Origin of the sequence: Streptomyces sp. NPDC012835, assembly GCF_042900885.1 — a bacterium.
Classification (GTDB): Bacteria; Actinomycetota; Actinomycetes; order Streptomycetales; family Streptomycetaceae; genus Streptomyces.
The window spans coordinates 948,627-965,768 of the sequence record NZ_JBIBBW010000003.1 but is presented as its reverse complement, the minus strand read 5'-3'; the positions used below and the strand labels follow the sequence as shown (position 1 = coordinate 965,768).

General features: G+C 69.7%; 12 protein-coding genes. All 12 read left to right on the top strand.

Annotation, left to right across the window (positions count from 1 at the left end):
- Window positions 1-271: 271 nt before the first annotated feature.
- The 12 genes from ACFY6S_RS17520 (at window position 272) to ACFY6S_RS17465 (ending at window position 17,123) form a co-directional block, all read left to right on the top strand.
- Window positions 272-1,000 (top strand): 4'-phosphopantetheinyl transferase, encoded by a 729-nt coding sequence (locus tag ACFY6S_RS17520; RefSeq protein ID WP_388817418.1) that lies wholly within the window; start codon window positions 272-274, stop codon window positions 998-1,000.
- A gap of 284 nt (window positions 1,001-1,284) precedes the next feature.
- Window positions 1,285-2,298: a ParB/RepB/Spo0J family partition protein gene (locus ACFY6S_RS17515; RefSeq protein WP_388817415.1), complete on the top strand. Its 1,014-nt coding sequence runs from the start codon at window positions 1,285-1,287 to the stop codon at window positions 2,296-2,298.
- Window positions 2,299-2,665: 367 nt separating this feature from the next.
- Complete coding sequence (locus tag ACFY6S_RS17510; RefSeq protein WP_388817412.1) at window positions 2,666-3,286, top strand: hypothetical protein; 621 nt, start codon at window positions 2,666-2,668, stop codon at window positions 3,284-3,286.
- A 275-nt stretch (window positions 3,287-3,561) separates the two neighbouring features.
- Window positions 3,562-4,578, top strand: coding sequence for a 3-oxoacyl-ACP synthase III family protein (locus ACFY6S_RS17505; RefSeq protein WP_388817408.1), 1,017 nt, complete (start codon window positions 3,562-3,564; stop codon window positions 4,576-4,578).
- The gene (locus tag ACFY6S_RS17500) at window positions 4,575-4,817 is read left to right on the top strand and encodes a hypothetical protein (RefSeq protein ID WP_388817405.1); all 243 of its coding nucleotides are present in this window, start codon (window positions 4,575-4,577) and stop codon (window positions 4,815-4,817) included. The genes ACFY6S_RS17505 and ACFY6S_RS17500 overlap by 4 nt, the downstream gene beginning before the upstream one ends.
- Window positions 4,818-4,825: 8 nt before the next feature.
- Complete coding sequence (locus ACFY6S_RS17495; protein ID WP_388817402.1) at window positions 4,826-5,455, top strand: GNAT family N-acetyltransferase; 630 nt, start codon at window positions 4,826-4,828, stop codon at window positions 5,453-5,455.
- Window positions 5,448-6,206: an SDR family NAD(P)-dependent oxidoreductase gene (locus tag ACFY6S_RS17490; protein WP_388817399.1), complete on the top strand. Its 759-nt coding sequence runs from the start codon at window positions 5,448-5,450 to the stop codon at window positions 6,204-6,206. Before ACFY6S_RS17495 ends, ACFY6S_RS17490 begins: the two co-directional genes overlap by 8 nt.
- Window positions 6,203-7,114, top strand: a complete 912-nt coding sequence (locus tag ACFY6S_RS17485; protein WP_388817396.1) for an ACP S-malonyltransferase — start codon at window positions 6,203-6,205, stop codon at window positions 7,112-7,114. Before ACFY6S_RS17490 ends, ACFY6S_RS17485 begins: the two co-directional genes overlap by 4 nt.
- Window positions 7,104-8,000, top strand: coding sequence for a hypothetical protein (locus ACFY6S_RS17480; protein ID WP_388817393.1), 897 nt, complete (start codon window positions 7,104-7,106; stop codon window positions 7,998-8,000). Before ACFY6S_RS17485 ends, ACFY6S_RS17480 begins: the two co-directional genes overlap by 11 nt.
- Window positions 7,997-9,163, top strand: coding sequence for a glycine amidinotransferase (locus tag ACFY6S_RS17475; RefSeq protein ID WP_388817390.1), 1,167 nt, complete (start codon window positions 7,997-7,999; stop codon window positions 9,161-9,163). Before ACFY6S_RS17480 ends, ACFY6S_RS17475 begins: the two co-directional genes overlap by 4 nt.
- The gene (locus ACFY6S_RS17470; protein WP_388817386.1) at window positions 9,163-16,374 is read left to right on the top strand and encodes an amino acid adenylation domain-containing protein; all 7,212 of its coding nucleotides are present in this window, start codon (window positions 9,163-9,165) and stop codon (window positions 16,372-16,374) included. Before ACFY6S_RS17475 ends, ACFY6S_RS17470 begins: the two co-directional genes overlap by 1 nt.
- Entirely contained in the window at window positions 16,371-17,123 is a 753-nt protein-coding gene (locus ACFY6S_RS17465; RefSeq protein ID WP_388817383.1) for a thioesterase II family protein, read from the top strand. Before ACFY6S_RS17470 ends, ACFY6S_RS17465 begins: the two co-directional genes overlap by 4 nt.
- Window positions 17,124-17,142 lie beyond the last annotated feature (19 nt).

The following is a 17,142-nucleotide window of genomic DNA, read 5'->3' as shown; positions in this document are numbered from 1 at the left end:
TCCGTTGATTTGTTCCGGCAAAGCGCAAAGCGAACGGGCAACTTATGTGTGCGCGTTCTCTTTGGAGCAGGAAATGGGCGAATGGGTTCAGTGTCTTTGCGTGCGAACGGCAAAGCGGGGCGTTGATGATCGATCCGCCCCGTGGTCGGTCCCGGTCCACTGATGAATAGTGAACATTGATCACTGTGACGCGCCGCTGTGGGCCTGTCAAGCTTGTGAAAAGGGTGCACAGTCGGTTTTGATCCTGGTCGCGTGCGTGATAATCGGGGGCATGACCACGGGCAACGTGCGGGGATCAGGTTCGAGTCCGACCGGTGGGGTGAGAGGCGCCGGACATCTGTTTCCGGCGTCCGTGGTCCATGTCGAATTGTTCCACGATGTGCCGGACGATCTCTTTCCCGAGGAGAGGCAACTGGTCGCGCGGGCAGTGGACAAGCGCCTGCGGGAGTTCACCACAGCCCGGAGTTGTGCGCGAGAGGCCCTGCGCCGCCTCGGCCATCCGGCGGTCCCGATTCCGCGGGCCCCCTCGGGCGCTCCGGTCTGGCCGGCGGGGGTCGTCGGCAGCATCACGCACTGCGAGGGCTACCGCGCCGCGGCGGTGGCCGTATCGGCGGACACGGCGTGGCTCGGGCTCGACGCGGAGCCCAATCTTCCGCTTGCCGACCGTTCGATCCTGTCTCTGATCTCGCTCCCCGGCGAACGCCGCCATCTCACGGAGCTGGCGGCGGCAAGGGCCGAAGTGCACTGGGAGCGGCTGCTGTTCAGCGCCAAGGAGAGCGTCTACAAGGTGTGGAGTCCGATGGCCGGCCGGCGGCTGGACTTCGGTGACGCCGAGGTCGACTTCTCTCCCGAGGACGGCACCTTCCGCGCCCGGGCCACCGCTCCCGGAGCCGAGGGGGTACGGATCTTCCACGGCAGATGGCAACTGCGCGACGGGATCCTGCTGACGGCCGTGACTGTTGGGCGTCGTCCGCCCGTACGGCGGCCCGCCCACGGCTGACGCCGGACACTGAATCACCGGGGATTGCCGAACAGCTCTCGGGTGCCGACTGGGCGGAATTATGAATTCCGGAATCGGGAGGGCTTCATCTTCGGTCAAGTTTCCGCCACCATGGCTGAAAATAACACCCGCAATCCCGCTTTCGACCTCGGATGTTTGTCTGCCTGAGGCGTGGAGACGATGAAACGCCTGTGACTGCTGTGCTTTGCGTAGGCTTGACCGTCGGGTGGGGGTGCTGAGAATGGTTGAGCACCGGAGTGTCTTGCTTGTCAGGGGGAAGCACCATGGATGATGCCTCGTCATGTCGTACCGATCTGCTCGACCGAGTGGGCCGTACGTCCGAAACGGTTCCCATCGGCTCGCTGAATGTCGAGCGCTCGCCCCGGCGGGGCGGACTGGATTTCGCTCACGCGCGACTGCTGGCCGAATCGGATGCCGCACCACCGCCGATCATCGTCCAGCGCCACGCGCTGCGCGTGATCGACGGCGCTCACCGTGTCAAGGCGGCACAGCAGCTCGGCCACGAAACGATTGAGGCACGGTTCTTCGACGGCACGGACGAGGAAGCGTTCGTCCTCTCCGTAGAGCTCAACTCCGCACACGGCCTGCCCCTGTCGCTGGAGGACCGCACCGCGGCGGCCGCCCGCATCCTCGTCTCCCACGGCGCGTGGTCGGACCGCCGGATCGCCCGCGTCACCGGGCTGTCCGCGACCACGGTCGGAGCCCTGCGGAAGCGTGCGAGCGTCCAGAGTGGACACTTGGACAGTCGCATTGGGCACGACGGGCGGGCGCGGCCCCTGAGCAGCGCCCCGGGTCGGCGCCGGGCCGGCCAGTTGCTCACGGAGAAGCCCGAGTTGTCGCTTCGCCAGGTGGCCAGGCTCGCCGGTGTGGCGCCCTCGACCGTGCGGGACGTAAGGGATCGACTGCGTGTGGGCGAGGACGTGGTGCCCCGGCAGGGCGGCAGGACGACGGTGGCGTCGACTCCGGCCGGCGGCCCCGCCGCGAGGGAACGTCCGCGCCTCGCGCGGGTCGCCACGCCCCTCGACTGCGTGGCGACGCTGGAGAACCTGCGCAACGACCCGTCGATCAGATTCAACGAGAACGGCCGGGAATTGCTGCGCCTGCTCAATCAGTGCTCGGTCGAGCAGTCCAGCCTGGAGCGGATCGTCGACCACGTTCCACCGCGCTGGGCGGACACCGTGGCCGAGCTGATCCGGACCAACGCCCAGGCGTGGACGGCGTTCGCCACCGCCCTGGAGGAGCGCGGCCAGGTCCAGGGCGCGTCCTGGACCGGCTGAGCACTCCCGCACCTCCGGGCGCGTAGCGGCGGCCACGGGTGTCCGTAGGCGCCGCCGGCCCCTTGAGGGCTGTCCCGTGATGCCCGGCGGGCGCGCGACGACGGCTACGGCACCTGGCCGCGTTGTCGGAACAGCCCTTGAGGACACCCGTTCATGCCGGTGAATCGGCTGTGCACCGAGGCGGTCACGCCTCGGGAATACGGGTCGCACAGATCCCGCGCCTTTTGAGAATCGGGAAAGGCGTTTGGGCGGGTGTTCGAACCGCTGTTACGGCGTCCGTTGACACTGCAATCGGCCTCGATCTAAGTTTGTTCCATCACCGAACGGATGGCACCGAAAAACCGCGGTGAGGGAATCGGGGGGAAGAATGGGCAGCGGCGAAAATGCATCGGTGGATTTTGTTCCGGTCATCACCGAGAACGAAGAGAAAATGCTCGACGATGTACTTGCTGCCCCTTTCTCCTACGTTTCCACGGAAGGGCCGGTGTGGCGCACGGCGGCCATGCGCCGGCGGATCATCGAGGACCAGCGGAAGTCGCATGTCCTCGTACGCCGCGGGGCGCGGGTCATCGGCGCCGTCAGCTGGTCCGCGGGCCAGACCCCGGGCTTCTTCCGGCTGGTCCTGACCTCTCGATCCGACGGGGCGTGGACGCCGGCGGTGGCTGACCGAGCCATCCGCACGGCTCTGTCCATGCTGCTGCGGGCCGCCGAGGTGAAGCGGGTCGAGTTGCTCGTCGCCACCTATAACGAGGTGGTGCTCGAATACCTCACGGAGAGCACCGGCTTTATCGTTGAGGGCGTGCTCAGGGACCGCTTCTTCATTGACGGAGAGTTCTGGCCGGGTATTGTTTGCCGGGCCGATCTCGCCGAATTCAAGGAGCGCGGGGAGCTGAGTTCGGAAAGCCGCACGGAACTCCTCTCCGCGTTGCGCAAGAAAACGCTGGCAGATCTGGCGGCCGCGCACGACATCCCGTCGTGGAGCGTCTGACCGCAGATCTCGCGTACCCACAGACCATCGCGCTTCTTGGCGATGTATCCCACCCGATTCGATATCTGGAAAGGAGGAACAGACATGGATCTCACCAACGTGATCGACCTGCAGGGCACCGAGATCGTCGCCGATGGCGTCGAGCTTCCCGCCAGCGGTTCCAGCGAGGGCTGCTGACTCGCGGGCGGGCCGGTCGCTGCGCGTACCCCGCGCAGCGGTCGGCCCGCCTGTCGCATCCGTCCGTAACCGACCCGTTCCACCCCGGAGGAGGCCGCGTGCCCAGATGGCAACTCACCCCGATAAGCCCGCTCAGCGTGGGCATCGCCTTGCCGGAGCGAGTCGTTACGAACGAAGAGCTCTGCGAGACGCTGAACACGTCACCCGCGTGGATCGAGCGCAAGACCGGCATCCGGGAACGTCGCTTTCTCTCCGACGGGCAGAGCATCACGGACCTCGCCGTCGAGAGTGCGCGCAAGGCCGTGCGGCTGTCCGGCCTGAGCATGCGGGACATCGATGTCCTCGTCGTCACGTGCAGCAGCCCGGACTGGGTGATGCCGTCCCTCGGCGTCACACTCGCCGACCGCCTCGGCATCGAGACCCCGCGCATCATCGACATCACTCAGCACGCCTGCGCCTCGGTCGTCTACGCCGCCTACACCGCGTCCTGCCTGCTCCAGGAACCCGGCCTCCAGAACGCCCTCGTGGTGTGCGCCGAGGGCCCCTCGCGGGTCACCGATCCGGCGGACCGCCAGGTGCGCATCTTCTTCGGGGACGCGGCGGGTGCCACCGTACTCACCAAGACCCCCGGATCCGACGGTCTCCTCAGCTACGACCTGGGGAACACACCGTCGCCGCAAGTCGCCCTGGCCGGCTTCGCTTTGCTGAACGGCCGGGACCCCGACGAGACGCCGGCGGTGGGGCCCTACCTCACCATGCACGGACCCACGGTGTGGCAGGAAGCCACCACCAGGGTCCCCAAGTCGCTCGCCGCGGTTCTCGACGCGGCCGGGGTCGAGGTCGGGGACGTCGCGGGTTTCGCCCTGCACCAGGCCAATCTGCGACTCGTCGAGCACATCGCCCGCTCCGCCGGAGTGGACATGGCCAAGGTCGCCGTCACGGTGGACACACTGGGCAACACCGGGGGCGCGTCACCGCTGACGGCGCTGTCGTGCCTCGCCGAGAGCGGCCGGGCCGCGGCCGGCGACGTCATCGTGCTGGGAGCCATCGGAGCCGGCTTCCTCTGGGGTTCCCTCTGCTTCCGGCTGCCCAACGACATACGAATGGAAGCGTGACAACCATGGATGAACTGCGCGACATCTTCCTCACTCTCTTCGGTGAGCGCTCGGGTGGTCAGGTCCCCGGGGACGACACCGTGATCTTCGGCCGCGACAGTCAGTACGGCCTGGAGTCGATGGACACCCTCAGATTCGCCTCCGCGCTCCTGCCGGTCTTCGGCGACAAGGTCTACGACCTCAGGGTCGAGGACGTCAGCTCGCTGCGAAGCGTCCACGACCAGCTCCAGACCGCTTAGGCGCACCTGTGAAGGGGCTTCTGTGCGAACTCGTTCCGTTCTCGGCGGACTCCCTGGAGACAGTGGCGAAGTGGCTGAGCGGCACCGAGTGCGAAACGCTGCTGCGGGGCACGTCCAGTCAGCTGGTGCGCCGTTCCCAGTACCGGGGTCTGGAAGGTGACGACCGCCGGGCCGCGCTGATCCACGACCGGCAGGGCACCCTCGTCGGGGTCGCGCACTTCTGGCCGCTGGGCGAGGGCGTGTACGAGGTCGGCGGCGCCACGGGCGACGAGCGGTTGTGGGGCACGGGCATCGGCATCGAAGCGGCGATGCTCCTCGTCGACTACCTCTTCGAGGTACTGAACTGCCGCCGCGTCGAGTTCACCACCGGCCTCCACAACGACAGCACCCTCCAGCTCGCGCTGGCGGACGGGCTGTCCCTCGAAGCGATTTGCGAGGACTACTTCCAGACGTCCGACGGCACGGTCCCGGCGGTGAAGTCCTCCCTCACCCGCGAGGAGTACCGCCGCCCCTATCCGCACTACCAGCCGCGTGTGGGGCGGCGACTCGACAGGGACCGCGCACGGATGCTCGCCGACAGCCTGGTGCGGCGCGCGACAGCTGATCCAGAGAATCCGGAGAGGACGAACCATGGATGAGGAACAGGCGACGCAGTACCGCAACGTCCTGGTGATCGGCGGTACGAGCGGCCTGGGCCAGGAGGTGGCACGGCAGTTCGCCCCCCTGGCGCAGAAGGTCTTCATCACCTACCACGGCCGGAGGGACGAGGCCGAGAAGACGGCCGCGGCCGTCCGGGAGGCCGGCGGCACTCCGGAGATCCGTCAGCTGTCACTGCCCAACACGGACACCGGCGGCTCGCGCATCCGCGACCTGCTCCTCGAAGTCAGCCCCTGCGACGCGGTGGTGAACTGCGCCGTCACCAACGAGGCCGCCGTGGCGACGATCTCCAACGCCGCCGCCTTCAAGTCCGTCATCGACGCCAACGTCTTCGGCACGTACCAGATCAACGCGATCTGTGCGCAGACCCTGGCCTCCACGGGCGGCGGCAGCGTCGTGAACGTCTCCTCGATCCTCACCAGGCGCTACATCACCGGCGCGATCGGCTACATCACGAGCAAAGCCGCCATCGAGATGATGACGCGCGGCTTCGCCCGCGAGTGGGCGCGGCTCGGCGTGCGTTTCAACACGGTCTCTCCCGGGCCGATCCGTGACACCAAACTGCTGAACTCCGTCCCCCTCGACGTGTTCGCCGACGTGATGGGCCCCGACTTCGAGGAGCGGCTGATGCCGCCGGAAAAGGTGGCCGCGGTCATCCGCCGGATCACCGGACCGGATTTCGCCGCCATGAACGGTGAGGTCGTCACCGTCGACGAAGGGGCCTCGCTGTGACTGCCACCGGCGTCTACATCTTCCCCTCGCAGGTCTATCTGGACGCCGACATAAGGCAGCGCTGCCTGGAGTCCAAGTCCATGCAGCTCGTGCTCGACCTGGCCAGCGACACGCTGGCGATCGACTTCAGGCACGTGCTCCGCGAAGGCGACGAGGACCAGCTGAACGACGCGCGCTTCCGCCGCCCGCTCATCAACCTGATGGGTGTCGTCGGATACCAGCAGGACCTCCGCCGCCGCGATGTGCAGCCGGTGGCCGTGACCGGCATGAGCCTCGGCTTCATCAGCGCCGCCGCCGCCGTCGGCTGGGTGTCCCTTGAGGACATGGTGCGGATGTCGCACACCATGTCCTCCATCGAGATCGACGTGTTCGAGGGCACCGACTACGTCAGCGTCTTCTTCTACAACGGCGACCACGAAGTCGTGTTCAGGGAGCTGCGCGCCCAAGGCGTCGACCATCTCCTGCACCTGTCCGGCTACGTCTCCAGCAACCAGTTCCTGGCCGCCTGCCGGATCTCGGACCTGGACGTCATGAAGCCGGCCCTGATGAAGGCCGGCGCCCTGTACAGGCCCATCCCCTTCAGCTACCCCGGGCACTGTGACCTGATGGAAGGAGTCCGCAAGACCTTCGCCGACGAGTGGCGCTTCAACGACCCGTGCCGCAACCTCGACATCCCTCTGATCAGTCACGACGCCCGCCCGTATACGAGCGCCGAGGCCGTCCGACGGCTGGCGGTCGAGCAGTACACCACCGTCCTCGACTGGCGCGGGATACTGAGCTACATCGAGGGCCTGCGACTGGACACGCACATCGTCCTCGAACCGGCGGCCTTCGTCGTGAAGTCGATTCAGCTGGACCCGGACTGCGCCATCGAACCGGAAACCGGCGGTATCGCCCGTGCCGAGTGATCGCGCGCTCGTCTTCCCGGGGCTGGTGCCACTCACCCGGAGCGAGCTGGCCGCGGTGCTGGACGTACGCGACGCACTGCTCGAACTGGCCGGCGCCGTCTGCGGGTTCGACCCCGCACGCCTCGACGTGACGGAGGGGCACGCCGGCCTGTCGTCGACCACGCACGAGGCCCTGCTCGCGGTGGCGCTGCTGCGCCGCACATCGGCCGAGCAGTCCCGGTGGACCGCGTTCGGAGGCATGAGCGCCGGCTGCCTCCCCAGCCTGCTCGCCGCCGGAGTGATCAGCGAGGAGAGCTGCTTCCGGCTGATCCATGACATCAACGAGAGCCAGATCGCGGCGAAGCGGGCCCGCCCCAACGGCATCACGCTCGCCCTCCTGCCGTCGTCGCGGGGCGACGCCGAGCGGCTCCTGGAGCTGATGGCGGAGTGGGACGACCCGCCGTGGCTCTCGGTCGACCTCGGCGACGGGCTGATCGCCGTCAGCTTCCGGGGCAGTGACACCGAAGCCCTCACCCGCCGTCTCGCCCCGTACGGCGCCGCGGTACTCGACCGGATCGACCGGGCCGAGCACTGCCCGTGGGCGCTGCCGGAGAGAGACGGGTTCGCGGGCATCCTCGCCGAGACCGAATTCCGTCCGGCCACGGCGGCCGTCGTCGACCCGCGCACCGGCGCACGGGTGGACGACACCCCGGAGGCGTACCGGCACATGCTCACCGAGCAGTGGTTCGACACGGCCAGTCTGCCGCGGCTCGTCGACGGGCTGTGCGCCATCGACTCCGTCGGCGCCGTGGACCTCGTCGGTCCGTCGAAATCGGTCTACGTCTCCCGGCTCCGGGCGCTGACAGCGGGCCGGGCCGGCCACCGACTGTTGACTATCCGCGGATGAGAAGGACTACCCAGGTGATCAAGAGCAACGAAACCACCCCCGTGGTGAACGCGTGGAACGAGTGGGACAACCTGCGGGAGATGGTGGTCGGTTCCGCCGCGGGAGCCTGCTTCGAGCCCACCGAGCCGGGCAGCCGCCCCCAGGTGCGCGGCCAGGGTGATGTGCCCTTTCCCACCGGGCCCAAGCCCCCCGAGCTCGTGGAACGCGCCAACGAGCAGTTGGAGGGCCTGGCGAACCTGCTCACCGCACAGGGCGTGATCGTCCGGCGCCCCGAGCCGTACGACTTCTCCCAGCCGCTGCGCACCCCCGCTTTCGAGGTCGAGAACCAGTACTGCGCGGTGTGCCCGCGCGACGTGATGATCACGCTGGGGAACGAGATCGTCGAGGCCACCATGTCGCGCCGGGCCCGCTACTTCGAGTACGAGCCCTACCGGAAGCTGGTGTACGGGTACTGGGAGAAGGACCCGCGGGTCGGCTGGACCGTGGCGCCCAAGCCGACGATGGCCGACTCCATGTACCGGCAGGAATTCTGGGAGTGGCCCATCGAGGAACGCCACGCCCGCATGCACGAGTCCGAGTTCTGCGTCACCCAGGACCAAGTCCTCTTCGACGCGGCCGACATGAGCCGCTTCGGCCGGGACATCCTCGTCCAGGAATCGATGACCACCAACCGGGCCGGGATCCGCTGGCTCAAGCGGACCCTGGAGCCCAAGGGATTCCGAGTGCACCCCGTGCACTTCCCCCTCGACTACTTCCCGTCCCACATCGACTGCACCTTCGTACCGCTGCGCCCGGGGCTCATCCTGACCAACCCCGACCGGCCCATCCGCGATTCCGAGCGGCGGATGTTCACCGACAACGGCTGGCGGCTCGTCGACGCGCCGGAGCCGGTGCTCACCAACGACGACATGCCGCCGTACTGCCAGTCCTCCAAGTGGCTGTCCATGAACGTCCTCAGCCTCTCCCCGGACAAGGTCATCTGCGAGGAGCAGGAGAAGCCGCTCCGGGACCTGCTGGAATCGCTGGGCTACGAGGTGCTCACCGTCCCGTTCCGTGATGTCTTCGAGTACGGGGGCTCCCTGCACTGCGCCACCTGGGACATCCGCAGGGACGGCACGTGCGAGGACTACTTCCCCTCCCTTTCCTACACTCCGGTCGTCTGATGCCCGACTCCGCCTCCGCACCCCCCCGGGCCACCGTCCACGAGCTGGTCATCCGCCATGGCGACGGACCGGCGGCCGACACCGTCGCCATGGTGGACGGCACCCGGCAGGTGACCTACCGGGAACTGGACGCCATGACGCGGCGGGTGGCCGACGCCCTGCGCCGGGCCGGCGTCGGGCGGGGCGGCTTCGTCGGAATCCGCCTGGCGCGCACGCCCCGGGCCGTGGCGGCCATGCTGGGCGTCATGCGGGCCGGCGCCGCGTACGTGCCGATCGACCTCGGCGACCCCGTGGAACGGGTCCGGCACGTGATCGGCACGGCGGACGTCGCCCTGGTGATCACCGGCGACGAGCCGCTGCCCGACGGTCTGTCTGTGCGGACGCTCCAGCTCGACGAGGACTGCCGACCGGCTGGAGAGCCCCCGCGCGCGGCGGCGCCCGTCGGACCGGACACCCCCGAACTCACCCCCCGGGACATCGCGTACGCCCTCTTCACCTCCGGCTCCACCGGAACTCCCAAGGGCGCGCCGATGACGCACGGCGCTCTGGTGAACCTGCTGAGCTGGCACGACCGGGCGCGACCGGGAAGCTGCCGGATGCGGACCGCTCAGGTGTGCGCGCTCAGTTTCGACTTCTCGTTCCACGAGATCTTCTCCACTCTCGGATTCGGCGGCACCCTGGTGTTCGCTGACGACGACGTGCGGCGCAACCCGTTCGCGCTCGTCGCCCACCTGGTCCAGGAGGGCGTGGAGCGGCTGTTCCTGCCGGTCCCCCTGCTCGACCAGGTGGCCCAGGCCGCCGAGGAGAGCGCCGAACTCCCGCCGCTGCGCGAGGTCGTGACCACCGGCCAGCGCCTGCGGACGACCCCGCACATCCGGGACCTGTTCCGGCGCACCGGAGCCCGGCTGCACAACCACTACGGCGCGACGGAGTTCCAGGACGCCACGTCCCACACCCTGGAGGGCGACCCCGGCACCTGGCCCGCTGTCGTGCCCATCGGGCGGCCGATCGACGGCGTACGGGTCCGGATCCTCGACGAAGACCTCGGCGAGGTGCCCGCGGGCGAGAAGGGTGAACTCTGCGTGCTGGGCGCCGGTGTGTCCCCCGGCTATCTCGGCCTGCCCGAGCTGACGGCCCGCAGATTCCCGGACGACCCGTCCGGAGACGGCAGGCTCTACCGAACGGGCGACCTGGCCAGCGTCGGGCGGGAGGGCGTGATCGAGCTGCACGGCAGGATCGACACGCAGGTCAAGGTCCACGGGGTACGGATCGAGGCGGGAGAGATCGAGACGCTCCTCCTGGCACACCCCGGCGTCCACGAGGCGGCGGTGCTCGCCCACGAGATCGACGGCCACACCTGGCTCGTCGCCCACATCGTGCCCACTCCGGCGCTGGACACCGCCGGTGCCCCGCGCCTGCTGGACAGCTTCCTCCGGCCGAAGCTCCCCCGGCTGATGCTGCCCGAGGCGTACTGTCTGCTCCCCGAGATGCCGTTGACCGCGAGCGGCAAGACCGACCGCGCCCGGCTGAGGCCGCCCGAGACGTTCGAGCGGCTCGCCCCGGCCGAGGTCGTCCACGCCCGGAGCGCCACCGAGCAGGTGATGGCCGAGGTGTGGCGGAAGGTTCTGCGACTGCCGCAGGTCTCCGTCGACGACCGGTTCTTCGACCTCGGCGGCACCTCGCTGCTCCTGGTCCAGGTGCGGCGCGAGCTGGTCCGCCGGTTCGGCCACGACGTGCCGATGGTGGATCTGATCCAGCACCCCACGATCCGCGCGCACGCCGCACACCTCGACCGTGCCCGCCCCGCCGGTCACGGGACGGAGACCGCCGAGGACAGCGGGGAGTCCGCGGAGGAGGCCGGGCGGACCCGCGTCCGGCCACGCGACCGACAGGGCCGGCCGGACGGCCGCTCGGAGGACATCGCCATCATCGGCATGTCGGGCCGCTTCCCCGGTGCGCCGGACGTGGAGACGTTCTGGCACAACCTCCGCCACGGAGTCGAATCCGTCGTCCCGACATCCGGCGCCGGACAGCGCGACCGCTCCATCGCCGGAAGTCCGGACTTCGTCTCCGCTGCCGCCGTCCTGCCCGGCATCGACCGGTTCGACGCCGAGTTCTTCCGGTTGAGCCGCAAGGAAGCGGAACTCCTCGACCCGCAGCACCGCGTGTTCCTGGAGTGCGCCTGGGAGGCGATGGAGAGCGCCGGTTACCCGCCGGGTGACGCCATGGCCGGCCGGGTCGCCGTTCTCGCGGGCGCCGGCATGAGTACCTACCTCCTCAACAACCTGGCGCCACACTTCGGTTACGGGCGGCCGAAGGCTCTCACCGAGTCCGATCTGGAGCAGTTCCAGCTGAAGCTCGGCAACGACGGGAACTACCTCGCCACCCGCGTCTCGTACGCCCTGAACCTGCGCGGCCCGAGTGTGGGTGTGCAGTCGGCCTGCTCGACCTCACTCGTCGCGGTCCATCTGGCCTGCCGCGGCCTGATCGACGGCGACAGCGACATGGCGCTGGCCGGAGGTGTGCACATCGTCGTGCCCCAGGACGCCGGCTACCTCCACGAGGAGGGCATGATCATGTCCGCCGACGGCCGTACCCGGGCCTTCGACGCCGACGCCACCGGCACACTCTTCGGCAACGGCTGCGGAATCGTCGTCCTCAAGCGGCTGGACCGCGCGCGGGCGGACGGCGACCAGGTGATCGCCGTCATCAAGGGGTCCGCCGTCAACAACGACGGCAGCGAGAAGATCAGCTTCACCGCGCCCAGCGTCGACGGACAGGCCGATGTCGTCCGCACCGCACTCGCTCGCGCCGGAGTCGCGCCCTCGGAGGTGGGCTACATCGAGGCCCACGGCACCGGTACGGCTCTCGGTGACCCCATCGAACTGGCCTCTCTCGCGCGCGTGTTCGGCGAGGACGCGACCGGCGGTGCCACGGCCATCGGCTCGGTCAAGACCAACATCGGGCACCTGGACGAGGCGGCCGGTGTGACCGGCCTGATCAAGGCCGCCCTGTGTGTGCGGGACGGCGTGCTCGTGCCCAGCCTGCACTACCGCGAGCCCAACCCCGAGATCGATTTCGCCCGCTCCCCGTTCCGGGTGAGCACCGCGACAACCGGCTGGGACACCGGTGGCTCCCCGCGCACCGCAGGAGTCACCTCTCTCGGTGTCGGTGGCACCAACGCGCATGTGGTCGTCCAGCAGGCACCGGACACCGAGGCCGCCGCACGCCGCGCCGAGCCGCCGGAGGCGCAGCTCCTCGTACTGAGCGCGCGGAGCGAGCGGGCACTCGCGGAGCTGTCCCACCGCTACGCCGACCACCTGGACGCGGCCCCCGGGGATTCCTCCTTCGTGGACGCCTGCTTCACCGCCGCGACCGGTCGCCACCACTTCCCCTACCGCCGTGCCGCGGTCGTCGTGTCCCCCGCCGACGCCGCGGCGCGGTTGAGGGAGGCGCCCGGCGGAGTGACGAGTCCGCCGGGCCGCCTCGCCTTCCTCTTTCCGGGCCAGGGCCCCCAGTACGCGGGCATGGGGCGCGAGTTGTACGACCGGGAGCCGGTTTTCCGGGCAGCGCTGGACCGGTGCGACGCACTCCTGAAGGGCCACATCGAACAGCCCCTGCTGTCCGTGGTGTTCGCGGCGGACGAACAGGCTTCGCCGATCGGTGAGACGCGGTACGCGCAGCCCGCGCTGTTCGCCTTCGAGTACGCGCTCGCGCAGCTGTGGATGTCCTGGGGTGTGCGGCCCGACGTGCTGCTCGGACACAGCCACGGCGAGTACGCCGCGGCCTGCCTCGCCGGTGTTCTCTCCCTGGAGGACGCCCTGACCCTCGTGCGGGCACGCGGACGGCTGATGCAGGCACTGCCCGAGTCGGGCGCCATGGTCGCCGTCGCGGCGGACGAGGTCACGGTGGCCGGGCTGATCGGCCCCAACAGCTCCGTCGCCGTGGTCAACGGTCCCCGCTCCACGGTGATCTCGGGCCCTGCCGACGAGATCACCGACGCCTGCGCCGCACTGGCCGGGCGCGGGCTGCGGCACCGGCGGCTGGACATCTCCATCGCCTCGCACTCACCGCTGATGCGGCCGATGCTCGCGGAGTTCGAGGCGGTCGCCCGATCGGTGCGCTACCACCGGCCGCGCATCGAGATCATCTCCACCGTCACCGGCGCGCTCATCGGCGCGGAGATCGCCGACTGGCGCTACTGGGTCGACCAGATCACCCGGCCGGTGCGCTTCCACGACGCGGCGACGGCCCTGCGGGCCGCAGGCGCCCGCAGGCTGCTGGAGATTTCTCCCAAGCCGACCCTGCTCCAGCTCGTCGAGGACCTCTTCGACGAGGGCGAGGCCGCGCTCGTCCCCAGCATGCGGGCCGGCGGCGGTCGAGACCACCTGCTCACGGCACTGGGCGCGCTGTACGTGGGGGGCCTCGTTCCGGACTGGGGCGCCCTCTTCGACGGCCGGGACGTCCGCCGCGTCACCCTGCCCACGTACCCGTGGCAGCGTGAGCGCCACTGGATCGACGCCCCCGCGCCGGACGGAGCTGCCGCGGGAGCCGCCCGGCCGGACTCTGCCGCGTTCCTCGGCTCCCGGCTGGACCTCGCGGGCGGTGACGGTGTGCGATTCACCTCCACGGTCGGGGTGCCCACCCTGTCCTGGCTGCGGGACCACCAGGTGTTCGGGTCGGTCGTCATGCCCGGCGTCGCCTACCAGGACCTCGCCTGCGCGGCGGCCGGCGAAGTCTTTGGTCCTGTCCCCGCCCAGGTGCGCGATTTCCACATCCACCGGGCCATGGTGTTCCAGGACGACACCACCCTGCGGCGCGTGCAGGTCGTCCTGGTGCCCGACGAGGACGGCGCGTACCTCTTCGAGGTCCACTCCAGCCTGCTGCCGAACGACTCCGGCACCGACTCCGGCACCGTGCCGCCGAGGGCCGAGTGGACGCTGCACGCCTCGGGGTCGCTCGCGCCCGCGGATCTGACGGCCCCCGCGCCGCTCGCGCCGCCCGGCACCCTGGACGCGCTGCTGAAGTCCTTCGAGGACCATCCGCTGCCCCCGGAGGAGATCTACCAGCGTGAACGGGAGAGAGAGATCGACCTCGGTCCCCTGTTCCAGGTGACCCGCCGGCTCTGGCACCACGGCTCCGAGGCGCTGTCGCACATCGTTCTGGGACCCGGCGCACGCGCGGAGACGGACCGTCACCGGATCCACCCGGTGTTGTTGGAGGCATGCTTCCTCGCCCTCACCGTCGCCTATCCCGAGAAGCTGGGCAGGCGGACATACGTGCCGCTCGGCGCCGACCGCATCAGGGTCGGCAGCGGCGGCGCGGGCGACGAGGCATGGTGCCACGCCCGGATCCGGCCCACCGACCAGGAGGACCCCGAGACCCTCCGCGCCGATATCGACCTGTGGGCCCCGGACGGGACGCTGATCCTCGCCATGGAAGGCGTGCTGCTCAAGCGCGCGGCCCGCGAGACGATGATCCCGCCGGCCCGCGACCCTTGGCGGGACTGGCTGTACGAGACCCACTGGACCCGTACGGGGCCGCCGGCCCCGGCGGCGGCGGCAGGCCGCTGGCTCGTCCTGTCGGAGGAACCGCTGGGCGCCGCCCTCGGCGACTTCGCCCGGGTGCACGGCGTGGACTGCGACGTCGTGGCCGACGACCCGGCGGCCACCGGGGACATCGGGGACTACGACCTGGTGGTCCTGTGCCCGCCCGCCGTGGCGACCGGAGACCCCGCGGCGGATGCCGTGTCCGAGGCCGCCGCGCTGCTCCGGCTCGCCCAGAGGCCGGCGACACGGGCCGGCGGCGTGCCGCGGCTCTGCCTTGCCACCCGGGGTGCCCGGCCGGTGGGCGGCCGGGGCGTCACCGCCCCCGCCGGGGCGGGGACATGGGGGCTGGGCAGGGCGATGGCGGCCGAGCAGCCCGACGTACCCCTCCTCCTGGTGGACCTCGATCCCACCGCCGCAACCGATGTCCAGGCCGCCCTGCTGTACGCCGAGCTGGTCCAGGCGTGCGCGTCGAAGGAGCAGCCGGAGCACTACCGCATCGGCTACGACGGCCACGTCAGGCATGTCGAGACGCTCGCCCGCGCCACCGCCGTGCCACCGCCGAAAGCGGGGGCGGGGCTCCGTCCCGGCGCCGCCTATCTGATCACCGGCGGCTTCGGCGGGCTGGGTCTGTCGGCGGCCCGGATGCTGAGCGAGGCCGGAGCCCGTCACCTTGTCCTCCTGGGCCGTACTCCACCGGGCGTCACGGCCCTGCGGGAGATCGACGCACTGCGGGCGGCGGGCTGCGCGGTCCGAGTGGTGACGGCCGACGTCGCCGACCTGGACGAGCTCTCCCGGGCCCTGGCGGAGACGGCAGACGATCCGGAACATCCGCCGCTGGCAGGTGTGCTGCACCTGGCCGGGGCGCTCGACGACGGAGTGCTGCTGTTGCAGTCGCCGGGGAGGCTCTCCCGTGTGATGGCCCCCAAGGCGCGCGGCGCGTGGAACCTGCACACGCTCACCCTCGGCGAGCAGTTGGACTTCTTCGTCATGTTCTCCTCGGTCTCGGCGCTGCTCGGCACGCCGGGGCAGACGACCTACGCGGCGGCCAACGCCTTCCTCGACGGCCTCGCCTCCTTCCGCCACGGACTCGGGTTGCCCGCCCTCTCCGTCCAGTGGGGCTCATGGGCCGACAGGGGCATGAGCGCTCGGGCCGGGGTGAACGCGAAACTGGAGGCCAGGGGAGAAGGCGTCATTCCGGTCGCGGGCGGACTCGCCGCTCTGCGGGAGCTGCTCACCGCGCGGCCCGACGACGGGGTCGTCGCCGTGCTGCCCACGGACTGGAAACGCTTCGCGGACCGGAACACCCCCGCGCTGCGCGGTTTCCTGGCCACCATGCCCGGCGCGGCTCAGCCGCCGGCCGAGAGCGGGGGTTTGCGGGACACGCTGGACGCGCTCCCCGAGGACGCGCGCGGGGAGCTGCTGCTGTCCCACGTCCGGGAGCAGGTGGGCAGGGTGCTCGGTGAGAGGGCGGGACAGGCGACGGACAGCCTGGACGTCTTCGCCCGAGGGCTGGACTCGCTGACGGCCATCGAACTCAGACGCAACCTTCAGCGGGCCCTCAAGTGCCGCCTCGGTCAGTCGGCCGTATTCGATCACCCGACGGTCGAGGCGCTGACCGAACACGTGTCGAAACTGATGAAGGACGGGAGCGACGTGCGATGACAAAGCTGGTGTGCCTGCACCATGCCGGGGGAAGCGCGTCGATCTTCCGCCCCTGGCAGCGGTACGCGTCGCCCGGAATCGAGGTTGTCCCCATCTCCTTGCCGGCGGAATGGCGGGAGAGCGGGAGAGCGCGGCCCGGAAGACTTGAGGAACTCGTACCCATCCTTGCGGACCTGGTGCGGAAACAGGTCGGTGGCGATGACTTCGTCCTCTTCGGGAAGAGCATGGGAGGGTTGCTCGCGTATCTGCTCACCCGTCATTTCGACGAATGCGGTGATGTGCCGCCGAAGGCGCTGGCCATTGCCAGCTTCGGTGCACCGCACATGCCATGGCGAGATTTCACAGAAGGCTATGGAGACGACCGGGAACTCGTGCGGCATCTTCATGAAATCGGCAGCGTCCCCGAGTGGGTCGTCGAGCATCCCGAGTGGGTCACACCCTATCTCGGTCGGCTCCGCGAGGACGCACGTTTGTGCGCCGCGTACCGATTCCGGCCGCAGAGCGACCCGTTGGCCATGCCGGTTCGTGTCTTTGCCGGTGATCGGGATCCGTTGGTCTCCACCGAGGCCGTGCACAGCTGGCCGGAACTCGGACGCGATGTCGAGGTGCGGATCCTGCCGGGTGGCCATTTCCTGGTCTCCGAGGACATCGGACTCCTCCGGCAGTCGGTTTTCAGCCTGACGTCCACAATGCAGACGTCCGATTATGGCGGCGAGCCCGCCATGTGGCGTACCGTGGGGCCGAGTTGAGAGCTCTGTCGTACAGCGT

Bases quoted from the DNA above. Each gene is read 5' to 3' on its own strand.
- ACFY6S_RS17520 (WP_388817418.1), top strand. From the start codon at position 272: ATGACCACGGGCAACGTGCGGGGATCAGGTTCGAGTCCGACCGGTGGG.
- ACFY6S_RS17515 (WP_388817415.1), top strand. From the start codon at position 1,285: ATGGATGATGCCTCGTCATGTCGTACCGATCTGCTCGACCGAGTGGGC.
- ACFY6S_RS17510 (WP_388817412.1), top strand. From the start codon at position 2,666: ATGGGCAGCGGCGAAAATGCATCGGTGGATTTTGTTCCGGTCATCACC.
- ACFY6S_RS17490 (WP_388817399.1), top strand. From the start codon at position 5,448: ATGGATGAGGAACAGGCGACGCAGTACCGCAACGTCCTGGTGATCGGC.
- ACFY6S_RS17475 (WP_388817390.1), top strand. From the start codon at position 7,997: ATGAGAAGGACTACCCAGGTGATCAAGAGCAACGAAACCACCCCCGTG.
- ACFY6S_RS17470 (WP_388817386.1), top strand. From the start codon at position 9,163: ATGCCCGACTCCGCCTCCGCACCCCCCCGGGCCACCGTCCACGAGCTG.
- ACFY6S_RS17465 (WP_388817383.1), top strand. From the start codon at position 16,371: ATGACAAAGCTGGTGTGCCTGCACCATGCCGGGGGAAGCGCGTCGATC.